This is a genomic window from Streptomyces violens, from assembly GCF_000717745.1.
Taxonomy (GTDB): domain Bacteria; phylum Actinomycetota; class Actinomycetes; order Streptomycetales; family Streptomycetaceae; genus Streptomyces; species Streptomyces violens.
This window is the reverse complement of record NZ_JOBH01000001.1, coordinates 268,839-294,765: the sequence shown is the minus strand read 5'-3', so window position 1 is coordinate 294,765 and position 25,927 is coordinate 268,839. Positions and strand designations below refer to the sequence as shown.

The following is a 25,927-nucleotide window of genomic DNA, read 5'->3' as shown; positions in this document are numbered from 1 at the left end:
TTCGGCGCGATTGCGGAACTGCTCGGGAGTGCTCAATGAGGACGACAACTCCGTCGGAAACCGACGTGGTGCGCAGGCCGGCCACGGCCCGGTCCGACGCCGTCCCCGCCCAGGAGAGCGGTCCGCCCGCCGACGGCCGCCCCGCCGAGGGAGCACAACCCGCCGACGATGCATACGGAACCGACGGTTTCCGCGCCGTCGGACTGCCCGGCACGCCCATCGCCGCCGGTGCCGCCCGCCAGTTCGTCCGCGCGACGCTCGCCGACTGGGTCACCCGCGGGCTGCCCGGCGCCGAGTACCTCACCGCGCGCCTCACCGACGCGGCCGAACTGCTCGTCAGCGAGCTGGTCACCAACGCCGTCGTGCACGCCGGCACCGCCGTCGAGCTGCAGTGCCGGCTGGACGAGGACGGCCCGCACACCGCCGTGACCGTGGAGGTCTCCGACCACCACCCGGCCCGCCCGGTGCGCGGCCGCCACGACGCCGTGACGGCCGAGGGGGCGGGCCGCGGCCTGCAACTGGTCGGCGCGATCGCCGACTCCTGGGGCATCACGTACCGGCGCACCCTGAAGACCGTGTGGTTCCGGGTGACGGCGGACGGGCCGGATGCGGTGTACGGACCGCCGGTGGAGATCTTCCACGCGGACCGCAGGGCGCCGGGCGGGCCGCCGGCCACCGAGCTGATGCCGCCGGGGCCGCAGCGTGTCGCGCTGCGCCGCTGCGAGGTGGAGCGGCTCCACCACGGCGCGCTGTCCTTCCTCGCCGAGGCGTCCGACCTGCTCAGCGGGCAGCTCGACGCGGACCAGGTGGCCGCGCTGGTCGCACAGCTCATCGTGCCGCGGATGGCCGACTGGTGCGCGGTGTGGCTGGACGACGGCGGGGAGTTCGGCGCGCCCCGGCTGGCCCGCGTCTGGCACGCCACGGAGTCTCGCATCGACGGGCTGCGCGAACTGCTGGAGAAGGACCCGCCGGTACTGACCGGGCGCGGCGGCGACGGCCACCCCACCGGCGCGGGCCCCTGGCCGTGGCCGGGCGAGCCCAGCGGGTTCGGCCCCGGCGGCGCGGCCCTGGCCTGCCCGCTGATCTCCGGCGTGCGCCGGCACGGCACGCTCCTGATCGGCCGGGCCGGACTGCTCCGCTTCCCCGACGAGGTCGTCTCGCTCATCGAGGACCTGGCCGGGCGGGTGGCCCGGGCCATCGCCACCGCGGACGCCTACAGCCGCCAGGAACGCATCAGCCGGGTGCTGCAGCGCCGGCTGCTGCCCGGCCGCCGCCCCGACGTGCCGGGCGTGGCCTCGGCCGTGGTGTACGAACCGCGCGAGGGCGCCTGGGCGGGCGGCGACTTCTGGGACCTCTTCCGGGCGGGCGAGGGCCGCTGGTGCTTCATGCTCGGCGACGTCTGCGGCAGCGGCCCGGAGGCGGCGGCCGTCACCGGCCTGGCCCGCCCGGTGCTGCGGCTGCTGGCCCGCGAGGGGTACGGCGTCGGCGACGTGCTGGACCGGCTGAACCGCACGGTCGCGCGGGAGGCCGCCGACTCCGTCGCCGCGGTGGCCGCCGCGGTGGTGGCGGCCGGCTCCGAGGCGGAGCTCCAGCCCGGCTACCGCGAGGAGGAAGAGCAGGCACGGTTCCTCTCCCTCCTGTACGGCGAGATCGTCCCGCACGCGGACGGCACCGGCGGCGCCCGCTGCACGCTGGCCAGTGCCGGGCACCCGCTGCCGCTGGTGCTCGGCACGGACGGCACGGTGCGGGCGGTCGCCGCGCCGCAGATGCTGCTCGGCGTCATGGAGGAGACCGAGTACGAGAGCGAGTCCTTCGACCTCGCGCCCGGCGAGACGCTGCTGTGCGTGACCGACGGCGTGACCGAGCGCCGCTCGGGCGGCCGGCTCTTCGACGACGAGGACGGCCTCGCGCAGGCCCTGGCCGAGTGCGCGGGGCTGGGCGCCGACGGCGTCGCCGAGCACCTGAGGCGCCGCGTGCACGCCTTCGGCACGGCCCCGCCGGACGACGACCTGGCGCTGCTGGTGCTGCAGGCGGTACCGGGCCCGTAGCCGGACGGCCGGGACACCCGTGGGCGGCCGCGGAGGGGATCACTCCCCGCGTGCCGGACAATGGCGGTATGCCTTCTGCACTCCCCGACGGTGAGCCCATGCCCGAGGACGGGGCGCTGCCCGCCTCCGCCCTGGACGGAGCGGGCGAGCGGCCCCTCGGGTTCTATCTGCACGTGCCGTACTGCGCGACGCGCTGCGGATACTGCGACTTCAACACCTACACCGCCACCGAGCTGCGCGGCTCCGGCGGGGTGCTCGCCTCCCGCGAGAACTACGCCGACACCCTCATCGAGGAGATCCGGCTCGCCCGCAAGGTCATGGGCGACGACCCGCGCCGCGTCGAGACGGTCTTCGTCGGCGGCGGCACGCCCACGCTGCTGCCCGCCGCCGACCTCTCCCGCATGCTCGCCGCCATCCGCGACGAATTCGGCTTCACACCGGACGCGGAGATCACCACGGAGGCGAACCCGGAGTCCGTCGACCCCCGGTATCTGGCGGAGCTGCGCTCCGGCGGCTTCAACCGTGTCTCCTTCGGCATGCAGAGCGCCCGGCAGCACGTCCTGAAGATCCTCGACCGTACGCACACCCCCGGGCGCCCCGAAGCGTGCGTCGCCGAGGCCCGCGCCGCCGGCTTCGACCACGTCAACCTCGACCTGATCTACGGCACGCCCGGCGAGACCGACGACGACTGGCGCGCCTCCCTGGACGCGGCGGTCGGCGCGGGCCCCGACCACGTCTCCGCGTACGCGCTGATCGTCGAGGAGGGCACCCAGCTCGCCCGCCGCATCCGCCGCGGCGAGGTCCCGATGACCGACGACGACGAGCACGCCGACCGCTACCTCATCGCCGAGGAAACCCTCACCGCCGCGGGCTTCGCCTGGTACGAGGTCTCCAACTGGGCCACGTCGCAGCCCGCCCGCTGCCGCCACAACGAGCTGTACTGGACCGGCGCCGACTGGTGGGGCGCGGGCCCCGGCGCGCACAGCCACGTCGGCGGCGTCCGCTGGTGGAACGCGAAGCACCCGGCCGCGTACGCCCAGGCCCTGACCGAGGGCCGCTCCCCGGGCGCGGGCCGCGAGCTCCTCTCCGAGGAGGACCGCCGCGTCGAACGCATCCTCCTGGAGCTGCGGCTGGCGGCGGGGTGCCCGCTGTCCCTCCTGCGGCCGACCGGCCTCGCGGCGGCCGAGAAGGCGCTCGCGGACGGCCTGCTGGACCCCGGCCCGTACGAGGCCGGGCGGGCGGTCCTGACCCTGCGTGGGCGACTACTGGCGGACGCGGTGGTGCGGGACTTGGTGGACTGATCACTCGCCCGGGTGAACCCCTGCGGTTACGAGGGGGACCTGCCTACGCTGTCCTTAGGCTGCCGTCGCAAGAACGCGGCGCGATGTGGAGGGCCACGGAGATGACCGTTGTGGACGATCACCGGATGACCCAGATCTTCCAGAACCTGGAGGTTCCCGAGGGCGTCAAAGTTGAGCTTCTCAGGGGGAACATCGTGATGATGGCGGCGCCCGACCTCGTGCACAACGAGATCGTCGAGTCGGTACAGGACCAGATCCCCCGGCGCGCATGGATGCGTCTCCAGACACAGGACATCACGGTCCCGTGCGAAGCGAGTGAGCCTGTCCCGGACCTGGTGGTGCTGGCGCGCGATGCTCGCCCGGAGACGGGGCCGATCCCGTCCGGGGTGATCGCGACGGTCGTCGAGGTCGTTTCCAAGACCAGCGTCGATCATGACTACGGAATCAAGCGCTCGATCTACGCTGCGGGCAAGGTGCCCGCGTACTTGATCATCGACCCCATCGTCGCCCAGTGCGTTCTGCTCACTCAGCCTGTCGGCGCTGGGGACGAAGCGGACTACCGGACCCAGCAGATCACGAAGTTCGGTGAATCCCTTCCGCTACCCTTGCTCGGCGCCGAGCTGGACACCAGCGAGTTCGACACATACAAGGGCGTCAGGCCGCACTCCCGGCCGTAACGAAATCGATCAGTTCCTCCACCCGTCCCAGCAGCGCCGGCTCCAGGTCCTTGTACGAGTGGACCGAGCCGAGGATGCGCTGCCAGGCCGCGCCAGTGTTCTCCGGCCAGCCGAGGGACCGGCAGACCCCCGTCTTCCAGTCCTGGCCGCGTGGCACCGACGGCCATTCCGCAATGCCCACCGACGACGGCTTCACGGCTTCCCAGATGTCGATGTAGGGGTGGCCGACGATCAGGACGTTCGCGTCCGTGACCGAGGCCGCGATGCGGGACTCCTTGGAGCCGGGGACCAGGTGGTCGACGAGGACGCCGAGGCGGGCGTCGGGGCCGGGGGAGAAGGAGCGGACGATCGCGGGGAGGTCGTCGATGCCTTCGAGGTACTCGACGACGACGCCTTCGATGCGGAGGTCGTCGCCCCAGACGCGTTCGACCAGCTCGGCGTCGTGGCGGCCCTCCACGTAGATGCGCCCGGCGCGGGCGACCCGGGCGCGGGCGCCGGGGACGGCGAGGGAGCCGGAGGCGGTACGGGCCGGGCCCTGCTGCCGGGGCTGCGCAGACGGCCGTACGAGGGTGACGACCTTGCCTTCGAGCAGGAAGCCGCGGGGCGTCATCGGGAAGACGCGGTGCTTGCCGAAGCGGTCCTCCAGGGTGACCGTCGGCCCCTCGGCCGTCTTCTCGCAGCGGATGACGGCACCGCAGTAGCCGGTGGTGATCTCTTCGACGACCAGGTCGGGCTCCGCGGGGACCTCGGGGGCGGGCTTCTGCTTCTTCCAAGGAGGGGTGAGGTCCGGCCCGTACTCTCTGCTGCGCATTCGACAGACGATATGCGGGGAGCGAGGCGTCCGTGGGGGCTATTCGGGCGACACGCCGAAGCGGCGGGCCAGGTCGTCGCGCTGGGTGCGGACGAAGCGGGCATCCACGACGGCGCCGTGGCCGGGGACGTAGCGGGCGTCCTCGCCGCCGAGGGAGAGGAGCCGGTCCAGCGCGGCCGGCCAGCAGGCGGGGAGCGCGTCGGGGCCGGCCTGCGGCTCGCCCGACTCCTCGACGAGATCGCCGCAGAACACCACCTCGGGTCCGCCCGCGCCGCCCTGCACGCACACCGCCAGGTCGTGCGCGCTGTGCCCGGGACCGACGTTCGCCAGCAGGACGTGCCGGTCGCCCAGGTCCAGGGTGCGTTCGCCGCAGACCGTGTGCTGCGGGACCACCAGGGTGTCCACCGCGTCGGCCGCCGCGTCCGGGTCGGCCCCGTGCCGTACCGCGTCGGAGAGCAGCGCCTCCGGCTCGCGGCGCAGCAGCTCGGCCATGCCGGTCGCGCCGAAGACCGTCACACCCGCGAACGCCGCCGTGCCCAGTACATGATCGAAGTGCGGGTGGGTGAGGGCGATGTGGGACACCTCACGGCCCAGTACGCCACGCACCTGGCGGCGCAGCTCGGAGCCCTCGGCCAGCCCGGACCCGGTGTCGACCAGAAGAACGCCGGTGGTCCCGGCCACGACACCGACCGTGGCGTCCCAGTGCGGCAGCCGGCGCCGGGCGACCCCGTCGGCGAGCCGCTCCCACCCTGCCTCTTCCCAACTCGTGCGCATACCGCGACGCTAGCCCGTATACCGCGAAAACGCGCGCGGCCGACCGGCTGACCTGGGCGTATCCCGGGGACACGGAGCCGCCGCGGCGCGATACGGTGGCCCGCCGGGCCGCGCGCCGCGGTGCCCGGCCTTGCCCTGCCCGTGCTACCCGGCCGTACACTGGTCAGGGTTTGGCACTCGGACCGGTCGAGTGCCAGGGACAGTCGGCCGGACCCCGGCCGGACAGGCGGCCGCGGAGGCCCAGGGGAGAGCGCGGGACTGGAGGTGTGCGCGATGCTCAGCGAACGCAGACTCGAAGTGCTGCGTGCCATCGTCCAGGACTACGTGGGCACCGAGGAGCCGGTCGGCTCCAAGGCGCTCACGGAGCGCCACCGGCTCGGTGTCTCGCCGGCCACGGTCCGTAATGACATGGCGGTGCTGGAGGAGGAGGGCTTCATCGCCCAGCCTCACACGAGCGCCGGACGCATCCCCACCGACAAGGGCTACCGCCTCTTCGTCGACAAGCTGGCGGCCGTAAAGCCGCTCTCCGGCCCCGAGCGCCGGGCGATCCACAGCTTCCTCGACAGCGCGGTGGACCTCGACGACGTCGTGGCCCGTACGGTACGGCTGCTCGCGCAGCTCACCCGGCAGGTCGCGGTGGTCCAGTACCCCTCGCTGACCCGGTCCACCGTCCGGCACGTCGAGCTGCTGTCGCTGGCCCCGGCCCGGCTGATGCTCGTCCTGATCACGGACACCGGGCGGGTCGAGCAGCGCATGATCGACTGCCCGGCGCCGTTCGGCGAAACGTCCCTGGCGGACCTGCGGGCCCGGCTCAACAGCAGGGTCGTGGGGCGCCGGTTCACCGATGTGCCGCAGCTGGTGCAGGACCTTCCCGAGTCCTTCGAGGCGGAGGACCGCGGCACGGTCTCGACAGTGCTGTCGGTGTTGCTGGAGACTCTGGTGGAGGAGACCGAAGAGCGGCTGATGATCGGCGGTACCGCCAATCTCACGCGCTTCGGACATGATTTCCCGCTGACGATCCGGCCGGTGCTGGAGGCACTCGAGGAGCAGGTCGTGCTCCTCAAGCTGCTGGGAGAGGCCAAGGATTCGAGCATGACCGTGCGCATCGGGCACGAGAACGCTCACGAGGGCCTCACTTCCACATCGGTCGTCGCAGTCGGCTACGGTTCGGGCGACGAGGCAGTCGCCAAACTCGGCGTGGTCGGACCGACCCGCATGGACTACCCCGGAACGATGGGAGCGGTACGCGCAGTGGCACGTTACGTCGGACAGATCCTGGCGGAGTCGTAAGTGGCCACGGACTATTACGCGGTCCTCGGTGTCAGCCGCGACGCCTCGCAGGACCAGATCAAGAAGGCTTTCCGGCGGCTGGCGCGCGAGCTGCACCCGGACGTGAACCCGGATCCCAAGACCCAGGAGCGGTTCAAGGAGATCAACGCCGCTTACGAGGTGCTGTCGGACCCGCAGAAGAAGCAGGTCTACGACCTCGGCGGCGACCCGATGTCCCAAGGCGGCGGCGCCGGCGGGGCCGGCTTCGGCGCGGGCTTCGGGAACTTCTCCGACATCATGGACGCGTTCTTCGGCACGGCGTCGCAGCGCGGGCCGCGCTCGCGCACCCGCCGCGGCCAGGACGCCATGATCCGGCTGGACGTGGAGCTGCACGAGGCCGCGTTCGGTACGACCAAGGACATCCAGGTCGACACCGCGATCGTGTGTACGACCTGTACGGGCGAGGGCGCCGCGCCCGGCACCTCCGCGCAGACCTGTGACATGTGCCGCGGCCGCGGTGAGGTCTCGCAGGTCACCCGGTCCTTCCTGGGCCAGGTCATGACCTCGCGGCCGTGCCCGCAGTGCCAGGGCTTCGGCACGGTCGTGCCGACCCCGTGCCCCGAGTGCGCCGGCGACGGCCGCATCCGGTCCCGTCGTACGCTCACGGTCAAGATCCCGGCCGGTGTCGACAACGGCACCCGGATCCAGCTCGCGGGCGAGGGCGAGGTCGGCCCCGGCGGCGGTCCCGCCGGCGACCTGTACGTCGAGATCCACGAGGTCGCGCACCCGGTCTTCCAGCGGCGCGGCGACGACCTGCACTGCACGGTCACGATCCCGATGACCGCGGCGGCACTGGGCACGAAGTGCCCGCTGGAGACGCTGGACGGGGTACGGGACGTCGACATCCGGCCCGGCACCCAGTCCGGCCAGTCCATCCCGCTGCACGGCTGCGGCATCACGCATCTGCGCGGCGGCGGCCGCGGCGACCTGGTCGTCCACGTCGAGGTCCAGACCCCGGGCAAGCTCGACCCGGAGCAGGAGGAGCTGCTGCGCCGGCTCGCCAAGCTCCGCGGCGAGGAGCGCCCGACGGGCCAGTTCCAGCCGGGCCAGCAGGGGCTGTTCTCGCGGTTGAAAGATGCCTTCAACGGACGATGAGCAGCACGGCCGGGGGTCCGGGGGTTGTCCCCCGGGAGATACAGCCAACGGACGATGAGGCAGAGGGGCGGGGCCGTCCTTACGGATGGTGAATCGCTCCGGAATATGCGTACCGTCACGGTCGCCCCGATTGAGGGGGCGGCCGTGACGCGTGACACGATGTGGGCATGCCCACCGCGCTGACCGATCTGTGCCGCCACCCGATCGTGCAGGCCCCCATGGCGGGTGGCGCCTCGTGCCCCGAGCTGGCCGCCGCCGTCAGTGCGGCCGGCGGCCTCGGCTTCCTCGCGGCCGGATACAAGACGGCCGACGGCATGTACCAGGAGATCAAGCAGGTACGCGGGCTGACCGACCGCCCCTTCGGCGTGAACCTCTTCATGCCGCAGCCGGAGCTCGCCGACGCCGCCGCCGTCGAGGTCTACCGCGAACAGCTCGCGGGCGAGGCCACCTGGTACGAGACCGAGCTCGGCGACACCGCGGGCTCCGCCGACGACGGGTACGACGCCAAGCTCGCGATCCTCCGCGAGGACCCCGTACCGGTGGTCTCCTTCACCTTCGGCTGCCCCGACCGCAAGACCCTGCAGGCCCTCGACAGGGCCGGCACGTACACCGTCGTCACCGTCACCACGGCCGCCGAGGCGCGGGCCGCGCAGGAGGCGGGCGCCCACGCCGTGTGCGTCCAGGGCATAGAGGCGGGCGGCCACCAGGGCACGCACCGCGACGACCAGCAGAGCGACGGTAGGGGAGCGGGCGTCGGCCTGCTCACGCTGATCGCCGAGGTCCGGGAGGCCGTCCGGCTCCCGGTGATCGCCGCGGGCGGGCTGATGCGCGGCGCGCAGATCGCCGCCGTACTGGCCGCGGGCGCGGCCGCGGCCCAGCTCGGCACGGCCTTCCTGGCCTGCCCCGAGTCCGGCGCCCACCCGCTGCACAAGCAGGCGCTGACCGACCCGCTGTTCACCCGTACCGAGCTCACCCGGGCGTTCTCGGGACGCCCGGCCCGCGGCCTGGCGAACCGTTTCCTGCGCGAGCACGGCCCGTACGCTCCGGCCGCCTACCCGGCCGTCCACTACCTCACCTCCCCGGTACGCAAGGCCGCCGCCAAGGCCGGCGACCCGCAGGCCATGAGCCTGTGGGCGGGCCAGGGCCACCGGCTGGCCCGGCAGCTGCCCGCGGCCGAGCTGACGGAGGTACTGGTGGCCGAACTGGCCGCCGCACGCGACCTGTTGAACCCCTCCGGCGCCGCCGGAACCGGACCCCTCGGGAGTACCTCGTGACCGCCCCGGTCTTCCTCGTCGACTCGCTGGCCGGCGCCGCGCCCGGCGCGACCCTCACCCTGGACGGCCCCGAGGGGCGGCACGCGGTGTCGGTACGGCGGCTGCGCGCCGGCGAGGAGATCGTGCTGACGGACGGCGCGGGCACCGGCGCGTACGGGACGGTCGCCGCGGTCGAGGGCAAGGACCGCCTCGATGTGGCCGTGACGGAGGTACGGACCGAGGAGGCGCCGCGGCCGCGCATCACCGTCGTACAGGCGCTGCCCAAGGGCGACCGCGGCGAACTGGCCGTGGAGACCATGACCGAGACCGGCGTGGACGCGATCGTGCCGTGGCAGGCGTCGCGTTGTGTGACGCAGTGGAAGGGCGAGCGGGGCGCCAAGTCGCTGACGAAGTGGCGCAATACGGCGCGCGAGGCCGGGAAGCAGGCCCGCCGGCTGACGTTCCCTGAGGTCGCGGATGCGGCCTCGACGAAGGACGTGGCCGCGCTGCTGTCCGGCGCCGAATTTGCCGCCGTACTGCACGAGGAGGGCAGCGAGCCGCTGGCCCGCGCCGAACTCCCCGCCGACGGCGGCATCGTGCTCGTCGTCGGCCCCGAGGGCGGCGTCTCGCCGGAGGAGTTGGAGCTGTTCGCGGCGGCCGGCGCGAAGCCGTACCGGCTGGGGGCGAGCGTACTGCGCACCTCCACCGCCGGCACGGCCGCGGCCGCGCTGCTGCTGGGGCGTACCGGCCGCTGGGACTGAGCCCGGCCGGTGGGGCCGAGCGCCCGGTGGGGCTGAGCGCCCGGCCGGTACGGGGTCAGATCAGGGTCGCGTCGATCGTGATGTTCTTGACGGCCGCCAGGGCCTGGCTGACCGGGCAGTTCTTCTTGGCGTCCTCGGCGGCCGCCTGGAAGTCCGCCTCCGAGAGGCCGGGGACGCCGGCCTTCACGGTCAGCGCGATGGTGGTGATGCCCTCACCCGGCTGGAACGTGACGTCGGCCTGGGTGTCGAGCGTCTCCACGGTGTAGCCCTGACCGGCCAGAGCGTGCGAGAACGCCATGGAGTAGCAGGAGGAATGGGCCGCCGCGATCAGCTCCTCGGGGCTGGTCGTGCCGTTCGGCTGCTCGGTGCGGGCCGGCCAGTTCACGTCGTACGTACCGATGTTGGAGGAGGCGAGGGTCACCTGGCCCTTGCCCTCCATCAGGTTGCCTTCCCAGTGGGTCCTGGCCGTGCGCGTCGCTGCCATGTGGGTCACTCCCGTATGTGGCGGAACCTGGTTCTTCGGGGCCCAGGCTAGTGATGATCGGCGCGGCCGGGGGAGCGCCGCGCGGAGTTGGCCGGAGCGGGCCTGTCGGGCCGTACGGCGGCAATGGCACGCTGCGGGGCATGAAGGGACGCGTGCGGGGCCGTTGGTTACGGGCGTTGGCAGCGGCGGGTGCCGCGGGTGCGGTGGCTGCCGGAACAGCGGCATGTGAGCCATCGAGCTACTCCAACACCTCGGCGATAGCGGTGACCACTGACCGCCAGGGGACCCGGGCACTGGAGTGGGAAAGCGTCGACGTGCGGTGGCTGAGCTGCACGGCGTCGGCCCCGAACGGCGGCCGGCCGGCACCGACGGGAACGGCCGCCGCCACCCCGGCCGCCGCGGGCGACCGCGCCCGGGTCGACTGCCAGGGTGAGACGGTGAGCGGCGAGCGGATCACCATCCGGGGGCCGGTGACCAGGGAGGTCAGCGGCCGGTGCGTGGAGGGGAACAACCTGACCGCCCGGGTCGGCGACCGGGTGGTCTTCCGCACGAACACCATCGGCAACTGCGATGCGCCTGCGGCGGACGCCTCACCGGACGCCGACAACCCGGGTAACCCCGATAGCCCTGATAACCCTGGCAACCCTGATGACTCCGGCAATCCTGGTAACTCCGATAACCCGGGGTCCGGGAGCGACGAGGGCGGGAACGAGAACGGCGGGGGTGGCGGTCAGAACGGCGACGGCCACGACGACGGCAAGTGGCAGGAAGACGGTAAGTGGCACGACGACGGTAAGTGGCAGGACGACGGCAGCCACGACGACGGTAACCACGACGACGGTCACCACGACGACGGTAACCACGACGACTGCCCGGACGGCGAGCACGGCGACGACGGCAAGTGGCACGACGGCAAGGACGACAACGGCGACGCCCACGGCGACCGCGCGGCACGCCAGTAGCCGCCGCCGCGCTCCCGATCGGTACGATCAGGGTCGTACGAGCCGACGACCCGTGAGGAGCGCACCCGGTGGCGGGAGAACCGCAGGCCGACTGCCTGTTCTGCAAGATCGTGGCGGGCGACGTGCCCGCGACGATCGTCCGAGAGACCGAGACGACCGTCGCCTTCCGCGACATCAACCCCCAGGCGCCCACCCACGTCCTGGTGATCCCCAAGGTCCACCACCCGGACGCCGCGTCCCTGGCCGCCGCCGAGCCGCAGGTCGCCGCCGACGTGCTGTGCGAGGCGCGCAAGGTCGCCGAGGAGGACAAGGTCGACGGCACCGGCTTCCGCATCGTCTTCAACACCGGTACCGGCGCGGGCCAGACCGTCTTCCACGCGCACGCCCACGTCCTCGGCGGCCGCGGCCTCAACTGGCCCCCCGGATAGTCAGCGCCTTGTCCGTACGCGAACTGGTCGTCCTCGGTACCGCCAGCCAGGTACCCACCCGGCACCGCAACCACAACGGCTACCTGCTGCGCTGGGACGGCGCGGGGCTGCTCTTCGACCCCGGCGAGGGGACGCAGCGGCAGATGCTGCGCGCCGGGGTGGCCGCGCACGACGTCAACCGGCTGTGTGTCACGCACTTCCACGGCGACCACAGCCTGGGCCTGGCCGGGGTGATCCAGCGGATCAACCTCGACCGGGTGCCGCATCCGGTCACCGCCCACTACCCCGCGAGCGGGACGCACTTCTTCGAGCGGCTGCGTTATTCGACGGCGTACCGGGAGACCGTGAAGCTGCGGCAGGAGCCGGTGTCCGGCGACGGCGGCGCGATCGCCGACACGCCCGCGTACACCCTCACCGCGCGCCGGCTCTCGCACCCCGTCGAGTCCTACGGCTACCGCCTCCAGGAGCCGGACGGGCGGCGGATGCTGCCCGAGCGGCTGGCCGAACACGGCATTTCCGGCCCCGAGGTGGGCCGGCTGAGCCGGGAGGGCGCGATCGTCCGAGAAGACGGCCGGGCGGTCACCCTGGAGGAGGTCAGCGAGGTACGGCCGGGCCAGTCGTTCGCGTTCGTGATGGACACCCGGCTGTGCGCCGGCGCGCACGAGCTCGCGGCGGGCTGCGACATGCTCGTCATCGAGTCCACGTTCCTGGACGGCGACCGGCAGCTGGCCGCCGAGCACGGCCACCTGACGGCGGGCCAGGCGGCCATGGTCGCGCGCAACGCCGGCGTCCGGCACCTGGTGCTCACGCACTTCTCGCAGCGGTACAGCGACCCGTCGGAGTTCGAGCGGGAGGCCCGGGAGGCGGGCTACGACGGCGAACTGACGGTGGCCCGGGACCTGTTGCGGGTACCGCTTCCGAAGCGGCGCTGAGCACTGCCGGGGATGCCAGCGGTGCCCGTTACGGCAGGTAGTACATCGGGTTCGGCAGCTTGAAGGTGCGGTCCGCGTAGCCGCCCTGCAGGTCGGAGTGCTGGTCACCGAAGTTGGCGACGATGTCGTACCCCTGGGACTCGATGTGCTTGCGGGTGCCCGACTTGTACTCGATGGTCGAGCAGCCGGTGCCGCAGGACAGGTACGACGGCGGGTTTTCCTTGTTCTTGAGGTAGACGTGTCGGCGGTCGAGCGGGACGTCGTAGCCGACGTTCTTCAGGTTGCGGACGCTCCAGTCGCGCTGGGCCTCCTTGCGGCCGGTCACGAAGAAGACCTCGTAGCCCTTGGCGCGGGCGTGGTTCACCAGCGCGTCCATCCCGAAGACCGGCTCCATGTCGTGGCTCTTCAGGTACGCGTCCTGGGCCTTCTCGTTGAAGGCGAAGCCGATCTGCAGCTCGAAGTTGTAGGTGAGCAGGGTGGTGTCGTCCATGTCGAGGACGATGGCGGGCTTGCCGGAGCCGTGGTGGTTCCGGGCGGCGTCGTCCAGGTACCGCTGTGCCTTCGCCTCGATGCCGTGCACCTGGCGGGCGTAGTTGCTCTTCGGCGAGGCGTAGTGCTCGCCGTCGGCGGTGACGGTGTCGCCGTAGTACGCCTTGATCTTGTCCTGGACCTGGGTGAGGTTCGGTATCTCCTTGTCCGAGCGCGGGACGGAGTGTTCGGCGGTGGCCTGGCCGACGCCGAACGCGGTGGTGGCGGCGACGGCAGCCGCGGCGGCGACGGCGCCCAGGCGCGCACGGAAGCGCATGTGGATCTCCTGCGGAGTAGGGGCGGAAAGAGGGACCCCGGTAGATCTAGCAGGCGTTGCTTCTGCGTATCTACGCGCGGAGATTAAATCGTTGGCAAAGCATTTCCAGGCGTACGGAGTGCCGGTGAGTGTCTGTACGGAGTGTCTGTCGGTACCCGTACCGGACTGTCTGCACTCTTGACGGCCGATATGCCTGTCTCTAGCCTCCATTCTCATCCGTGGACGCCATCTACATATGGAGACAGGCCCATGACGGTCATCGAACGGCTGCGCGCGGGCATGGCTCGCGGCGTACTGTCCTTCCCCCTCACCTCCTTCGCCGACGACGGCGCGCTGGACCTGCCCGCGTACCGCGACTACCTCGCGAGCCGGATCGCCGCCGGGCCCGGCGCGCTCTTCCCGGCCTGCGGCACGGGCGAGTTCTTCTCGCTGGACGAGGACGAGTACGGCCGGGTGATCAGGGCCGCCGTCGAGGTGGCGGACGGGCGGCTGCCGGTCGTCGCCGGCGTGGGCTACGGCTGGGCGCAGGCAGCCCGGTTCGCCAGGATCGCCGAGGACGCCGGGGCCGACGCGGCCCTGCTGATGCCGCACTACCTCGTCAGGGCCCCGCAGGACGGCCTGGTCGCCCAGGTGCGCGAGGTCGCGGCCCGCACCCGCCTGCCGCTGATCGCCTACCAGCGCGACCACGTCACCTTCACCGCCGACAGCGTCCGCCGGATCGCCGAGATCCCCGGCGTCATCGGGCTCAAGGACGGCCACAGCGACCTGGACCGGCTGCAGCGCGGCAAGCTCGCCGCGCCCGACGGCTTCCTGTTCTTCAACGGCGCCGCCACCGCCGAACTGCAGGCCCGCGCCTACGCGAGCCTGGGCATCACCGCGTACTCCTCCGCCGTGCACGCCTTCGCGCCCGAGATCGCCGGTGCCTTCTTCGCGGCGCTCGGCGCGCACGACGACACCACCGTCGAGAAGCTCCTGACCGGCTTCTACATCCCCTTTGTGGAGCTCCGCGACCGGGTGCCGGGATACGCGGTGTCGCTGGTCAAGGCGGCGGCCCGGCTGCGCGGGCTGCCCGTCGGCCCCGTGCGCGCCCCGCTCACCGACCCGACCCCCGCCGACCTCACCGACCTCGCGGCGCTCCTGGAGCGCGGCCTCGGCCTGGTAGGAGCCACCCGATGACCCGTACGGAACTCACGATGTCCCGCACGGAACTGACGATCGCCGAAGTCCGGCTCACCCCGATCCTCGTCGCCGACCCGCCGCTGCTGAACACCCAGGGCGTGCACCAGCCCTACACCCCCCGGCTGATCGTCGAGGTGGTCACCGAGGGCGGCGCGACCGGCCTCGGCGAGACCTACGGCGACACCAAGTACCTCGACATCGCCCGGCCGTTGGCCGGTGCGCTCATCGGCCGCTCGGTCACGGATCTGAACGCGCTTCCCGTAGTGGCCGCCGAGGTCTGCGGTGACTCGCCGGGCGCCACCGCCGCGGGCGCGGTCGACGTCGGCGGGCTGCGCGGCGTCCAGACCGCCGACAAGCTGCGCCTCTCCGTCCTCTCCGGCTTCGAGGTCGCCTGCCTGGACGCCTGGGGCCGGGCCACCGGACTCCCCGTGCACGCCCTGCTCGGCGGCAAGGTACGCGACCGCGTCGACTACAGCGCGTACCTCTTCTACCGCTGGGCCGAGCACCCGGGCGGCCGCGGCGAGCCCGACGACTGGGCGGCGGCCACCGACCCGGCGGGCGTGGTCGCGCAGGCCCGCCGCCTCGCCGACACCTACGGCTTCCGCTCGTTCAAGCTCAAGGGCGGGGTCCACGAGCCGGCCGAGGAGATCGCCGCGGTCCGCGCGCTGGCCAAGGAGTTCCCCGGACAGCCGCTCCGGTTGGACCCCAACGGCGCCTGGTCGGTGGAGACCTCGCTGCAGGTCGCCGAGGAGCTCAAGGACGTACTGGAGTACCTGGAGGACCCGGCGAGCGGCACGGACCGGATGGCCCAGGTGGCGGCCCGTACGGAGATTCCGCTCGCCACCAACATGTGCGTGACGACCTTCGACGAGATCGCCGAGGCGTTCACCCGCGGCGCCGTCCAGGTCGTCCTCTCCGACCACCACTACTGGGGCGGCCTGCGCAACACCCGCGAACTGGCCGCGATCTGCCGTACGTTCGGCGTCGGCGTCTCCATGCACTCCAACACCCATCTGGGCATCAGCCTCGCCGCGATGACGCAGGTCGCGGCCACCGTCCCGGATCTGAGGTACGCCTGCGACACGCACTACCCCTGGCAGACCGAGGACGTCCTCACCGAGCGGATCGCCTTCGACGGCGGCGCCGTCGCGGTCACCGACAGCCCGGGACTGGGCGTCGAACTCGACCGCGACCGCCTCGCCGCGCTGCACCGGCGCTGGCTGGACGACGACGGCAGTCAGCGCGACCGGGACGACGCGGCGGCGATGCGGATCGCCGACCCGGAGTGGACGACGCCGGCCGTGCCGCGCTGGTAACCGCGAGCGCGGCGGCGAGCGCCGCCCGGCGCCGGGAGCCGGGGTGTCGCCCTCTGGGCGGGAATGCGCGGAACGCGTACGGTATGGGTCCGTCCCGTACGTGATCATCGAGAGGGGCCGCCCCCATGGCACAGCAAGTACGCGGAGTCATCGCACCCGGCAAGGACCAGCCGGTGCGCGTCGAGACGATCGTCGTGCCGGACCCGGGCCCCGGCGAGGCCGTGGTCCAGGTCCAGGCGTGCGGTGTGTGCCATACGGACCTGCATTACAAGCAGGGCGGGATCAATGATGAGTTCCCGTTCCTGCTGGGGCATGAGGCCGCTGGTGTCGTGGAGTCGGTGGGGGAGGGCGTTTCGGACGTCTCGCCCGGCGATTTCGTCATTCTGAATTGGCGTGCGGTGTGCGGGCAGTGCCGGGCGTGTCTGCGGGGGCGTCCGCAGTACTGGTTCGATACGCACAATGCGCGGCAGAAGATGACGCTGACGGACGGTACGGAGCTGTCGCCGGCCCTCGGTATTGGTGCGTTCGCGGAGAAGACGCTGGTGGCGGCGGGGCAGTGCACGAAGGTGGATCCGGCGGTGTCGCCCGCGGTGGCGGGGTTGCTGGGGTGCGGTGTGATGGCCGGTATCGGGGCTGCGATCAACACCGGCAATGTGGGTCGGGGCGACTCTGTTGCCGTGATCGGCTGCGGGGGTGTTGGTGATGCGGCGATCGCGGGGGCCCGGCTCGCTGGCGCTGCGAAGATCATCGCGGTGGACATCGACGACCGGAAGCTGGAGAAGGCGTTGTCCATCGGCGCCACGCACTCGGTGAATTCCAAGGTCGCCGATCCGGTGGAGGCGATCCGCGAGCTGACCGGTGGCTTCGGCGCGGACGTGGTCATCGAGGCGGTCGGCCGTCCCGAGACGTACAAGCAGGCGTTCTACGCCCGCGACCTGGCGGGCACTGTCGTGCTGGTGGGCGTGCCGACGCCGGAGATGAAGCTGGAGTTGCCGTTGCTGGATGTCTTCGGGCGGGGCGGGGCGCTCAAGTCGTCCTGGTACGGCGACTGTCTGCCGTCCCGTGACTTCCCGATGCTCGTTGATCTGCATCAGCAGGGGCGGCTGGATCTGGGGGCGTTCGTGACGGAGACGATCGGGATCGGGGACGTGGAGAAGGCGTTCGCGCGGATGCATGAGGGCGATGTGCTGCGTTCGGTGGTGGTGCTGTGATGGCGGCGCGCATCGAGCACCTGGTCACCTCCGGGACGTTCTCGCTGGACGGCGGGACGTGGGAGGTGGACAACAATGTGTGGATCGTCGGGGACGACGAGGAAGCGGTGGTCATCGATGCCGCGCACGACGCCGATGCCATCCTCGCGGCGCTCGGCGGGCGGCGGCTGCGTGCCGTGCTCTGTACGCACGCGCACGACGACCACATCGACGCGGCGCCCGCGCTGGCGTCCCGTACCGGCGCCATGATCCATCTCCACCCCGACGACCTGCCGCTGTGGAAGCTGACCTATCCGGGCAGCCCCCCGGACCGGGAGCTGACGGACGGGCAGGTGCTGACCATCGCCGGTACGGATCTGACCGTGCTGCACACGCCGGGGCACGCGCCCGGCGCGGTCTGCTTCCACGCGCCGGATCTCGGGGTCGTCTTCAGCGGGGACACGCTCTTCCAGGGCGGGCCCGGCGCGACCGGGCGGTCGTTCTCGGACTTCCCGACCATCGTCGAGTCGATCCGGAAGCGGCTGCTGACCCTGCCGCCGCAGACGAAGGTACTCACCGGGCACGGCGACCCGACGACCATCGGGGACGAGGCGCCGCATTTGGAGGAGTGGATCGCGCGCGGCCACTGAAAGGGGGCCGCACCGGCGTCACTTGCTACCGGTTTTCGAACCTTTGCGCCGCTATCCCATGCGTACCAGGAGTGCGGCCGGTTACCGTGCTCGGTATGGCAACCAGCACCGCACCGACCGCTCCTGGCTACGCCCTGCTGATTGCCGCCGATCCGCCGGTGCGTCGGCCGCTGTCGGCGACCGCCGCGCTGCCGCAGCTGGCGGCCGTCCCGCCGGCGCGGCTCGTGGGCGCTCCGTACGCCAGCGCCGTACAGCTGGCGAACCCGGACGACCCGAATACGGTGCTGACCCACATCCGCACCGCGGCCGCCGTCGACGGGCCGCTGCTGATCTACGTCGCGGGGCACCTCCAGGTCGACGCGCGGCAGGGCAAACCGCATCTGGCGCTGGCCCGGACCGTGCCCCGCACGGTCCGGTACACGGCGCTGCCGTGGCACTGGCTCGCCGCGGAGCTGCAGCATCGGCCGCCGGGCAGTACGACGGTGCTGGCGGACCTGGCGGCGGGGCCGGAGGTCTGGCATGACCTGGGCAGCGGGAAGCTGTCGCTGGGCGGACCGTTCCTGCTGTACGGCACGGTGCAGCGGAGCGACAAGCGGAACCGGCTCGCGCCGGCGTACACGCATGCTCTGACGAGGGTGTTGCGGGCGGTGGGGGAGACGGGGACGGCGGCGGTGCGGCCCAGTACGGAGGAGTTGCACGACTGGGCGCTGCGTGAGGCGGGGCTGGACGGTGGGGTGACGTTGTGGCTGGCGCCGGAGCGGCCGATGGCGTGGAGGGAGGCGCCGGTACCGGTACCGGCGCCGAGTCCGGGTCCTGGGCCGGTTGCTGGGGGTGTGGCTGTACCGGCTGCCGCGCATACGTCCGCGCCCGTGTCTGCTCCGGCGCCCACGCCCGCGCCTGCACCGGCTTCCGCTCCGGCGCCTGCACCGGCGTCTGCACCGGCTCCTGCTCGGGCGTCTGCGCCCGCTGTGGCGCCCGCGCCCACCCCGGCGCCCGAGCCCGCGTCTGATCCGAGGCTCGCGCCCGCTCCCGCTCCGGCTGCCACGCCCGAGCCCGCCCCGGCTCCTGAGCCCGCGCCCGCTCCCGTGCCGGCGCAGCCCACGCAGCCCGCCCAGCCGCCGATTCCCGTAGTGGCCGCCATACCCCCGGTGCCCGGTGCGGCGCCTGCCGTCGACCCGCATCACGCCGTGTTCGCCGCTGCCGCGGCCGGGCGGCACGGGGAGGCCGCCGCGATGGCCGCGGCCTGGGAGCAGGCCGCCCTCCGGAGCCACGGGCCGGTGTCACCCGAGGCGGTGCACTGGATCGAGGTACAGGCGGAGCTGGCCCGGCAGGCCGACGAGCCGGTGCGGGCGAGCGGGCTGTGGATGCGGTCCGCGCACGTCCGGCTGGCCGGCGGGCAGAGCGAGACGGACCCCGAGGTCACCGCCGCCGTCGACCGTGCCCACCACTGCTGGCACCAGATCAGCAACGGCGAGGAGGCCCGGAAGCTGGGCGAGGAGCTGGCGAACCTCCGGAGCCGGGTGCCCGGCAGGAGCGGCGCCCGCGACGACGTACAGCGCCGCCTGGCCGCCCTGGCGGAGTCCGTCAGCCGCTGAGCCCGCCCGGCCGCCGAACCGCGCCCGCCGGGCGGAACGTTCAGTCCGCCGCCCGCTCCAGGATGCGGGCGGCCACCGCCGGTGAGTCCACCAGAGGGTGCAGCGCGAGCGCCCGTAGGGCCGCGTCGCGCTCCTTGAAGACGGCGGCCTCCACCGTGGCCCGTTCCACCGCCTTCAGCTGGAGCATCAGCCCCAGTTGGTCGTTGCGGAGCGGGGCGCACGGCAGCGGCCGGGCGCCGTCCGCGCCCACCTCGCACACCGTCTCGATGATGGCCTCGGGGGCGAGCGCCGGAACCGTCGTACCGTTGCGCACATTCAGGATCAGCCGGGCCCGCCGGTCGCCCGCGATCGCGTGCATCAGGGCCAGCGCCACCCGGTCGTACCCGCCGCCCTCCAGGTCGCAGCTGTCGCGCTGCCAGCCGCCGCTCGCCTCCCGGCTCTCCGCCATGTACGTCTCCTCGCGCTCCAGGCGCGTGCGCTCCCACAGCGCGTACGCCTCCTCCGGGCGCCGGGCCGCCGCCTCGAAGAAGCCGCCCTGCTGCCGGTCGAGGAAGGCACCGCGGGTCTCGTCCGCCTCCCGTACGGAGGCGAGCGTCTCGCGGCGGAAGTAGTAGTAATGCAGGTACTCGTTGGGCAGCGCCCCGAGGGCGTGCAGCCACTCGGCCCCGAAGAGCCGGCCCTCCTCGAACGAGCCGAGCGCTTCGGGGTCGGCGAGCAGCCCCGGGAGCAGGTCGCGGCCCTCGTAGGACAGCGACCGCAGCCACCCGAGGTGGTTCAGCCCCACGTAGTCGTACGTCACCGCATCCGGGTCGGCGCCCGCCGCCCGCGCGGCCCGGCGCACCAGGCCCACCGGCGAGTCACAGATGCCGATCACCCGCTCGCCCAGCACCTCCGCCATCGCCTCGGTGACCATTCCGGCCGGGTTGGTGAAGTTGATGACCCAGGCGTCCGGGGCCAGCTCCGCGGCCCGCTCGGCGATGCGCAGCGCCACGGGGATGGTGCGCAGCCCGTAGAGCACGCCGCCCGCGCCCACCGTCTCCTGGCCGAGCACGCCCTCGGCGAGCGGAATCCGCTCGTCCGCGACGCGTCCAGTGGTGCCGCCGACCCGGATCGCGGAGAACACGAAGTCCGCGCCGCGCAGGGCGTCGTCGAGGTCCGTCGCCAGCCGTACCCGGACCGGCCGCTCCCGGCCCGCCGCCTGCCGCTCCAGTACGGCCGCGATGACCCGCAGCCGGTCCGCGTCGGTGTCGTACAGCGTCACCTCCGTCACGGCGCGCGCGGGGTCGTCGAGCAACGCGCGGTGGACCAGCGGCACCCGGAAGCCGCCACCACCGAGAATCGTGAGCCTCATGGGCCGGAACGTACCGCACGAAGGTGCGCCGGAAGCCGCCCCGCTCGCAGCCATGACCACCCCTGATCCGGCACACTGGCGTGACGTGCACGGACGAAAGGGGCAGGCAAGGTGAGCGCTCACAGCGGAGAACAGTTCGCCCCCATGAGTCCCACACCGGCGGTGCTCGACCCGCTCGCCGCCCTTCGGGGGCCGCGGGACCCGGCCACGGACGTCTATCTCACCGGCACGGTCTTCCTCGACATCATCTTCACCGGGCTGGACTCGGCGCCGGTCCGCGGCACCGAGTCCTGGGCGCGCGGCATGGGGTCGAGCCCCGGGGGCGTCGCGAACATGGCGACCGCGCTGGCCCGGCTGGGGCTGCACACCTCGCTGGCGGCGGCCTTCGGGGACGACATGTACGGCGAGTACTGCTGGGACGCGCTGCGCCGGGGGGAGGGCATCGACCTGTCGATGTCGCGGAAGGTGCCCGGGTGGCACTCGCCGGTGACCGTCTCCATGGCGTACGAGGGCGAGCGCACGATGGTGTCGCACGGGCACGAGGCGCCGCCGCCGGAGTCCGCCTTCGACGGGGCGCACGCGCCGGGGTGCCCGCCCGCCTCGCGCGCCTGCGTCGCCTCGCTGGTGCCGGGGCGGCGGGAGGGCTGGCTGGGCTGCGCGGCCGGCCGCGGCGCCCGGATCTTCGCGGACGTGGGCTGGGACGACACCGGGCGCTGGGACCCCGCCGATCTCGCCGACCTCGAACACTGCGAGGCGTTCCTGCCGAACGCCGAGGAGGCGATGCGGTACACGCGTACGGACTCGCCGCAGGCCGCCGCCCGCAAGCTCGCCGACCTGGTGCCGGTCGCCGTGGTCACCATGGGCGCGCGGGGCGCGTGCGCGGTGGACGCGCGTACCGGCGAGAGCGCCGAGGTCCCGGCGATCGCGGTGGAGGCGCTGGACCCCACGGGCGCGGGCGACGTCTTCGTGGCGGGCTTCGTCACGGGCACGCTCGCGGGCTGGCCGCTGGCCGACCGGCTGGCGTTCGCGGGCCTGACGGCGGCGCTGTCGGTGCAGGAGTTCGGCGGCTCGCTGTCCGCGCCCGGCTGGTCGGAGATCGCCGCGTGGTGGCAGCAGGTACGGGACGACCACACGGAGGCCGTGGCGGGGCTCGTGGCACCGGGCGGCGGGCTCCCGCTGCGGGAGCGCTACGCGTTCCTGGAGGGCGTACTGCCCGCCGCCTACCGCCAGTGGCCGCTGGCCCGCGCCCTCCCCACGATCGGCTTCCGCCGCTCCGGCTGACGGTTCCACGCGAGGGTGGGGGCGGAGCCGCCCCCTCCACCGGCCCTCCTCGAAAAGTTCTCCGTCGATGTCGGTGGTGCGTCGTACCCTGGACGTGCTCAGGAGAGCCGCAGGCATCGCTACGTAGAAATGGGGATCAGCAGGCCACAGAGCCGGCCCATGACGCAGACACCCACGAATCAGCAGGCGCGCGCCCAGTTCACCGTCCCGCCCAAGCACCCCATGGTCACGGTCCTGGGGTCGGGAGACGCGTTGCTGCGCGTGATCGAGAACGCCTTCCCGGCGGCCGACATCCACGTCCGTGGCAATGAGGTCAGCGCCGTCGGAAATCCCGAGGACGTCGCGCTCATCCAGCGCCTGTTCGACGAGATGATGCTGGTGCTCCGCACCGGACAGCCGATGACGGAGGACGCAGTGGAACGCTCGATCGCCATGCTGCGCTCGGCGGAGAACGGCGAGGGCGGGACGAGCGAGACCCCCGCAGAGGTGCTCACCCAGAACATCCTCTCCAACCGGGGCCGCACGATCCGCCCGAAGACGCTGAACCAGAAGCGGTACGTCGACGCCATCGACCAGCACACGGTCGTCTTCGGCATCGGCCCCGCCGGTACGGGCAAGACCTACCTCGCCATGGCCAAGGCGGTGCAGGCCCTGCAGTCCAAGCAGGTCAACCGCATCATCCTGACCCGGCCCGCGGTCGAGGCGGGCGAGCGCCTGGGCTTCCTGCCCGGCACGCTCTACGAGAAGATCGACCCGTATCTGCGCCCGCTCTACGACGCGCTGCACGACATGCTCGACCCCGACTCCATCCCGCGCCTGATGGCCGCGGGGACGATCGAGGTCGCGCCGCTGGCGTACATGCGAGGCCGGACGCTGAACGACGCGTTCATCATTCTCGACGAGGCGCAGAACACCAGCCCCGAGCAGATGAAGATGTTCCTCACCCGCCTCGGCTTCGACTCGAAGATCGTGATCACGGGTGATGTGACGCAGATCGACCTGCCCGGCGGCACGAAGAGCGGTCTGCGCCAGGTGCAGGAGATCCTGGAGGGCGTCGACGACGTCCATTTCTCGCGCCTCACCAGCACCGACGTCGTCCGGCACAAGCTCGTGGGCCGTATCGTCGACGCGTACGAGAAGTACGACAGCCGCAATGGCCAGAACGACGGTCGCTCCGGCCAGCACGACAGCCGCAGCCGCAACGGAAAGCACTGAGCACAACAACGATGGCAATCGACGTCAACAACGAGTCCGGTACGGACATCGACGAGCAGGCGATCCTGGATGTCGCCCGCTACGCGCTCGCCCGGATGCGCATCCACCCGCTGTCCGAGCTCTCGGTCATCGTCGTCGACGCCGACGCCATGGAGCAGCTCCACATCCAGTGGATGGACCTCCCCGGCCCGACCGACGTGATGTCCTTCCCGATGGACGAGCTGCGCCCGCCGGCCAAGGACGAGGAGGAGCCCCCGCAGGGGCTGCTCGGCGACATCGTGCTCTGCCCCGAGGTCGCCACGAAGCAGGGCGAGGAGGCGCCGACCGGGCACTCCATGGACGAGGAGCTGCAGCTGCTCACCGTCCACGGCGTCCTCCACCTCCTCGGGTACGACCACGAGGAGCCGGACGAGAAGGCCGAGATGTTCGGCCTGCAGGCCGCGATCATCGACGGCTGGCGGGCCGAGCGCGGTATCGAGGGCCCGTCCCCGGCACCCACCACCCGGTGACGCGGTGTCCGTCCAGCTGATCGCCGTCGCGGTCCTCCTCGTCGTGGTCGCCTGGCTCGCCGCCTGCGCGGAGACGGGCCTCGCCCGCACGACCAGCTTCCGCGCCGAGGAGGCCGTACGGTCGGGGCGGCGCGGCAGCACCAAGCTCGCCGCCGTCGCCGCCGACCCCACCCGCTATCTGAACGTCGCACTGCTGGTGCGGGTCGGCTGCGAGATGGCCGCGGCCGTCGTCGTCACGTACGCGTGCGTGCAGCGGTTCGCGGAGACGTGGGAGGCGCTGACCGTCGCCATCGCGGTGATGGTGCTCGTCTCTTACGTGGCGGTGGGCGTCTCGCCGCGGACGATCGGACGGCAGCACCCGCTGAACACGGCGACGGCAGCGGCGTACGTCCTGCTGCCGCTGGCCCGCATCATGGGCCCGATCCCGCAGCTCCTGATCCTCCTCGGCAACGCCCTCACGCCCGGCAAGGGCTTCCGCAAGGGACCGTTCGCCTCCGAGGCCGAGCTGCGCGCGATGGTCGACCTCGCGGAGCAGGAGTCGCTGATCGAGGACGAGGAGCGCCGCATGGTGCACTCGGTCTTCCAGCTCGGCGACACGCTCGTGCGCGAGGTGATGGTGCCGCGGACCGACCTGGTCTCGGTCGAGCGTTTCAAGACCATCCGCCAGGCGCTCACGCTCGCGCTGCGCTCCGGTTTCTCGCGCATCCCCGTGACGGGGGAGAGCGAGGACGATGTGGTGGGTGTGGTGTACGTGAAGGACCTCGCCCGGAAGGTGCACATCAGCCGGGACGCGGAGACGGAGCTGGTCTCGACGGCGATGCGGCCCGCGGCGTTCGTGCCGGACACGAAGAACGCGGGTGATCTGCTGCGGGAGATGCAGCGGGACCGCAATCACGTTGCCGTGGTGATCGACGAGTACGGCGGCACGGCCGGCATCGTCACCATCGAGGACATCCTCGAAGAGATCGTCGGGGAGATCACCGACGAGTACGACCGCGAGCTGCCGCCCGTGCAGGAGCTGGGCGACGGGCGGTACCGGGTCACGGCCCGCCTCGACATCGGCGACCTCGGCGAGCTGTACGGCCTGGAGCTGGACGACGAGGACGTGGAGACGGTCGGCGGGCTGCTGGCCAAGCGGCTGGGGCGGGTGCCGATCGCAGGGGCGCAGGCGGAGGTCGATCTCTCCGAGGACGCCGTGGACCCGTCCCTCAAGGCGCTGCGGCTGACCGCGGAGTCGCCGGCGGGGCGTCGGAACAAGATCGTGACTGTGCTGGTGGAGCCGGTCGGCACCGAGGGTGCCGGGAGCGACGAGGACTAGCGCGCCACCGCTGTGCCCAGCGAGTCGGCGCCGATGGGCTTGGGAGCGCCCTTCTCGTAGAACGTCTCGAGTTCGGTGATCGTGAAGCCTGTTGACTTCAGCATGTCGGCCACCGGCCGGGTGAGGTGGCAGCCGCCGAAGAGGCGTGCGTTGACGGGATCCAGGCGGCGCTGCCACCGGCGTACGGACTGATCCGTCTCCGGGGCCAGGCCGTGTTCGAGGAAGCGCAGGGTGCCGCCCGGCTTGAGGACGCGCCGGACCTCGCGGAGGGCGGCCTCGGCGTCGGGGATGGTGCACAGCGTCCAGGTCGAGAGGGCGGCGTCGAAGCTGTTGTCCTCGAAGGGGAGGGACTGGCCGTCGAGGCCGGCTCGGTGGACGGGCGTACGGGTTGCTCGCAGGCGGGTCCCCGCGAGTTGCCAGCCGAGGTCGGAGGGCTCGATGGCGGCCACGCTGCTGACGGCCGGCGGGTAGAAGGGCACGTTGTGGCCCGTGCCGAAGCCGATCTCGATGATGTCGCCCTTGAGGGGTGCGCAGACCTGGCGCCGCAGCGGTTTGGTGGGTTTCATTCCGCAGGCGACGTCGTTGATGCGCGGGAGGATGCGTTCTGAGTAGATACCCATGCGGATCGCCTCCGTGTACGGCTGCCCGCTTTCCAGCGTAGGC

At 72.3% G+C, this 25,927-nt stretch carries 25 protein-coding genes; 19 read left to right on the top strand and 6 right to left on the bottom strand.

Going from position 1 to position 25,927, the window contains the following annotated elements; all coding sequences use genetic code 11:
• The first annotated feature begins 35 nt into the window (after positions 1-35).
• The 3 genes from IF04_RS0101360 to IF04_RS0101350 all read left to right on the top strand — a co-directional run bounded on the left by IF04_RS0101360 (position 36) and on the right by IF04_RS0101350 (position 4,026).
• Positions 36-2,048 (top strand): SpoIIE family protein phosphatase, encoded by a 2,013-nt coding sequence (locus IF04_RS0101360; protein WP_030249526.1) that lies wholly within the window; start codon positions 36-38, stop codon positions 2,046-2,048.
• Between the two features lie 68 nt (positions 2,049-2,116).
• Positions 2,117-3,349, top strand: coding sequence for a radical SAM family heme chaperone HemW (gene hemW / locus IF04_RS0101355; protein WP_030249524.1), 1,233 nt, complete (start codon positions 2,117-2,119; stop codon positions 3,347-3,349).
• 101 nt (positions 3,350-3,450) lie between these two features.
• Positions 3,451-4,026, top strand: a complete 576-nt coding sequence (locus tag IF04_RS0101350; protein WP_037958109.1) for a Uma2 family endonuclease — start codon at positions 3,451-3,453, stop codon at positions 4,024-4,026.
• Here the strand turns inward: IF04_RS0101350 and IF04_RS0101345 are convergent.
• A complete protein-coding gene (locus IF04_RS0101345; RefSeq protein ID WP_030249519.1) occupies positions 4,004-4,837 on the bottom strand; it encodes a DUF3097 domain-containing protein in 834 nt (277 codons plus the stop codon). The genes IF04_RS0101350 and IF04_RS0101345 overlap by 23 nt on opposite strands.
• 39 nt (positions 4,838-4,876) lie before the next feature.
• Positions 4,877-5,611, bottom strand: a complete 735-nt coding sequence (locus IF04_RS0101340; RefSeq protein WP_030249516.1) for an MBL fold metallo-hydrolase — start codon at positions 5,609-5,611, stop codon at positions 4,877-4,879.
• Between the two features lie 273 nt (positions 5,612-5,884).
• Between IF04_RS0101340 and hrcA the strand changes: the two genes are divergently transcribed.
• The 4 genes from hrcA to IF04_RS0101320 all read left to right on the top strand — a co-directional run bounded on the left by hrcA (position 5,885) and on the right by IF04_RS0101320 (position 10,049).
• Positions 5,885-6,901, top strand: coding sequence for a heat-inducible transcriptional repressor HrcA (gene hrcA / locus IF04_RS0101335; protein ID WP_030249513.1), 1,017 nt, complete (start codon positions 5,885-5,887; stop codon positions 6,899-6,901).
• Complete coding sequence (gene dnaJ, locus IF04_RS0101330) at positions 6,902-8,035, top strand: molecular chaperone DnaJ (protein ID WP_030249511.1); 1,134 nt, start codon at positions 6,902-6,904, stop codon at positions 8,033-8,035. It begins immediately after the preceding gene.
• 167 nt (positions 8,036-8,202) lie between these two features.
• The gene (locus tag IF04_RS0101325; RefSeq protein WP_030249509.1) at positions 8,203-9,309 is read left to right on the top strand and encodes a nitronate monooxygenase; all 1,107 of its coding nucleotides are present in this window, start codon (positions 8,203-8,205) and stop codon (positions 9,307-9,309) included.
• On the top strand, positions 9,306-10,049 hold the full coding sequence (locus IF04_RS0101320; RefSeq protein ID WP_030249507.1) for a 16S rRNA (uracil(1498)-N(3))-methyltransferase: 744 nt from the start codon (positions 9,306-9,308) through the stop codon (positions 10,047-10,049). Before IF04_RS0101325 ends, IF04_RS0101320 begins: the two co-directional genes overlap by 4 nt.
• Before the next feature lie 55 nt (positions 10,050-10,104).
• Here IF04_RS0101320 and IF04_RS0101315 read toward each other — a convergent pair whose 3' ends face one another.
• Positions 10,105-10,533 carry an OsmC family protein gene (locus tag IF04_RS0101315; RefSeq protein WP_030249505.1) on the bottom strand — a complete coding sequence of 143 codons (429 nt, stop codon included), beginning with the start codon at positions 10,531-10,533 and terminating at the stop codon, positions 10,105-10,107.
• A 263-nt stretch (positions 10,534-10,796) separates the two neighbouring features.
• Between IF04_RS0101315 and IF04_RS38045 the strand changes: the two genes are divergently transcribed.
• From IF04_RS38045 to IF04_RS0101300, 3 genes are all read left to right on the top strand, one after another.
• Positions 10,797-11,495, top strand: coding sequence for a hypothetical protein (locus IF04_RS38045; protein ID WP_063829423.1), 699 nt, complete (start codon positions 10,797-10,799; stop codon positions 11,493-11,495).
• Between the two features lie 68 nt (positions 11,496-11,563).
• Positions 11,564-11,923 (top strand): histidine triad nucleotide-binding protein, encoded by a 360-nt coding sequence (locus IF04_RS0101305; protein WP_030249501.1) that lies wholly within the window; start codon positions 11,564-11,566, stop codon positions 11,921-11,923.
• 8 nt (positions 11,924-11,931) lie between these two features.
• On the top strand, positions 11,932-12,855 hold the full coding sequence (locus tag IF04_RS0101300) for a ribonuclease Z (RefSeq protein WP_030249499.1): 924 nt from the start codon (positions 11,932-11,934) through the stop codon (positions 12,853-12,855).
• Between the two features lie 28 nt (positions 12,856-12,883).
• Here IF04_RS0101300 and IF04_RS0101295 read toward each other — a convergent pair whose 3' ends face one another.
• A complete protein-coding gene (locus IF04_RS0101295) occupies positions 12,884-13,660 on the bottom strand; it encodes an HAD family acid phosphatase (RefSeq protein WP_030249497.1) in 777 nt (258 codons plus the stop codon).
• A 249-nt stretch (positions 13,661-13,909) separates the two neighbouring features.
• On the opposite strand from IF04_RS0101295, the gene IF04_RS0101290 reads away from it, so the two are divergent.
• The 5 genes from IF04_RS0101290 to IF04_RS0101270 all read left to right on the top strand — a co-directional run bounded on the left by IF04_RS0101290 (position 13,910) and on the right by IF04_RS0101270 (position 19,590).
• Positions 13,910-14,836, top strand: a complete 927-nt coding sequence (locus tag IF04_RS0101290; protein ID WP_030249495.1) for a 5-dehydro-4-deoxyglucarate dehydratase — start codon at positions 13,910-13,912, stop codon at positions 14,834-14,836.
• A gap of 17 nt (positions 14,837-14,853) precedes the next feature.
• Positions 14,854-16,155, top strand: coding sequence for a glucarate dehydratase family protein (locus IF04_RS0101285; protein WP_030249492.1), 1,302 nt, complete (start codon positions 14,854-14,856; stop codon positions 16,153-16,155).
• Between the two features lie 125 nt (positions 16,156-16,280).
• Positions 16,281-17,366, top strand: coding sequence for an S-(hydroxymethyl)mycothiol dehydrogenase (locus tag IF04_RS0101280; protein WP_030249489.1), 1,086 nt, complete (start codon positions 16,281-16,283; stop codon positions 17,364-17,366).
• Positions 17,366-17,995, top strand: coding sequence for an MBL fold metallo-hydrolase (locus tag IF04_RS0101275; RefSeq protein WP_030249486.1), 630 nt, complete (start codon positions 17,366-17,368; stop codon positions 17,993-17,995). Before IF04_RS0101280 ends, IF04_RS0101275 begins: the two co-directional genes overlap by 1 nt.
• Before the next feature lie 95 nt (positions 17,996-18,090).
• Entirely contained in the window at positions 18,091-19,590 is a 1,500-nt protein-coding gene (locus IF04_RS0101270; RefSeq protein ID WP_030249484.1) for a hypothetical protein, read from the top strand.
• 40 nt (positions 19,591-19,630) lie between these two features.
• Here the strand turns inward: IF04_RS0101270 and IF04_RS0101265 are convergent, their stop codons facing one another.
• A complete protein-coding gene (locus IF04_RS0101265; RefSeq protein WP_030249480.1) occupies positions 19,631-20,941 on the bottom strand; it encodes a 6-phospho-beta-glucosidase in 1,311 nt (436 codons plus the stop codon).
• Between the two features lie 144 nt (positions 20,942-21,085).
• Here IF04_RS0101265 and IF04_RS0101260 point away from each other — a divergent pair, with 144 nt between their 5' ends.
• The 4 genes from IF04_RS0101260 (at position 21,086) to IF04_RS0101245 (ending at position 25,264) form a co-directional block, all read left to right on the top strand.
• Positions 21,086-22,222 carry a carbohydrate kinase family protein gene (locus tag IF04_RS0101260; RefSeq protein ID WP_030249477.1) on the top strand — a complete coding sequence of 379 codons (1,137 nt, stop codon included), beginning with the start codon at positions 21,086-21,088 and terminating at the stop codon, positions 22,220-22,222.
• 159 nt (positions 22,223-22,381) lie between these two features.
• The gene (locus IF04_RS0101255) at positions 22,382-23,437 is read left to right on the top strand and encodes a PhoH family protein (RefSeq protein ID WP_030249476.1); all 1,056 of its coding nucleotides are present in this window, start codon (positions 22,382-22,384) and stop codon (positions 23,435-23,437) included.
• Between the two features lie 11 nt (positions 23,438-23,448).
• The gene (gene ybeY / locus IF04_RS0101250; RefSeq protein WP_030249473.1) at positions 23,449-23,946 is read left to right on the top strand and encodes an rRNA maturation RNase YbeY; all 498 of its coding nucleotides are present in this window, start codon (positions 23,449-23,451) and stop codon (positions 23,944-23,946) included.
• Positions 23,947-23,950: 4 nt separating this feature from the next.
• Positions 23,951-25,264: a hemolysin family protein gene (locus IF04_RS0101245; protein ID WP_030249469.1), complete on the top strand. Its 1,314-nt coding sequence runs from the start codon at positions 23,951-23,953 to the stop codon at positions 25,262-25,264.
• Here the strand turns inward: IF04_RS0101245 and IF04_RS0101240 are convergent.
• Entirely contained in the window at positions 25,261-25,884 is a 624-nt protein-coding gene (locus IF04_RS0101240; protein WP_030249466.1) for a class I SAM-dependent methyltransferase, read from the bottom strand. The genes IF04_RS0101245 and IF04_RS0101240 overlap by 4 nt on opposite strands.
• Positions 25,885-25,927: the final 43 nt, after the last annotated feature.